We start from the raw sequence: 738 nt of genomic DNA, 5'->3' as shown, positions 1-738 counted from the left end.
CGCCCGAGGAGATGATGGCGGTGCCGTGCTGGTCATCGTGGAAGACCGGGATGTTCATGCGCGCCGAGAGCTTCTGCTCGATGTAGAAGCATTCCGGGGCCTTGATGTCTTCCAGGTTGATGCCGCCCAGGGTCGGCTCCAGTGCGGCGATGATCTCGACCAGCTTGTCCGGGTCGTTCTCGGCCAGTTCGATGTCGAACACGTCGACGCCGGCAAATTTCTTGAACAGGCAGCCCTTGCCTTCCATCACCGGCTTGGAGGCCAGCGGACCGATGTTGCCCAGGCCCAGCACGGCGGTGCCGTTGCTGATGACGGCCACCAGGTTGCCGCGCGAGGTGTAGTCGAAGGCCTTCAGCGGATCGGCTTCGATGTCCAGGCAGGGATAGGCCACGCCCGGCGAATAGGCCAGCGACAGGTCGCGCTGGTTCGACAGCGGCTTGGTGGGGCGGACTTCGATCTTGCCGCGCGACGGGGTGCGGTGGTATTCGCGGGCGGCGTCACGCAGGAGTTGCTCGGCGGCAGAAATTTGTTGGGTCATGGTCTGGTTGAGGGATGAAAAACGGTCTTGAAAAAGCGGTCTGCGCAACGATTTGCGTTGCTGCGGCCAGCTTGTGCTGTTCTGGTTTCCTGGTCTTGAATGCGGCGGGCCGATCGGGAAGGATGGTGTTTCTCGTCGGTCCGGAGTGGGGTACGGAAAGCGGCCTCCAGTGATGGTGGCCGTTAGTCCGCGCCGCTCCG

At 63.0% G+C, this 738-nt stretch carries 1 pseudogene; it reads right to left on the bottom strand.

Annotated features, from left to right (window positions below):
- A pseudogene (locus I5W_RS11860) lies at positions 1–538 on the bottom strand (NADP-dependent malic enzyme); the annotation flags it as partial.
- Positions 539–738: the final 200 nt, after the last annotated feature.

The sequence above is a fragment of the Herbaspirillum sp. B65 genome (assembly GCF_000333555.1).
In the GTDB taxonomy this organism is placed as follows: Bacteria; Pseudomonadota; Gammaproteobacteria; order Burkholderiales; family Burkholderiaceae_D; genus Herbaspirillum; species Herbaspirillum rubrisubalbicans.
The sequence above is the reverse complement of the archived record's forward strand: the minus strand, read 5'-3'. Positions and strand labels throughout refer to the sequence as shown.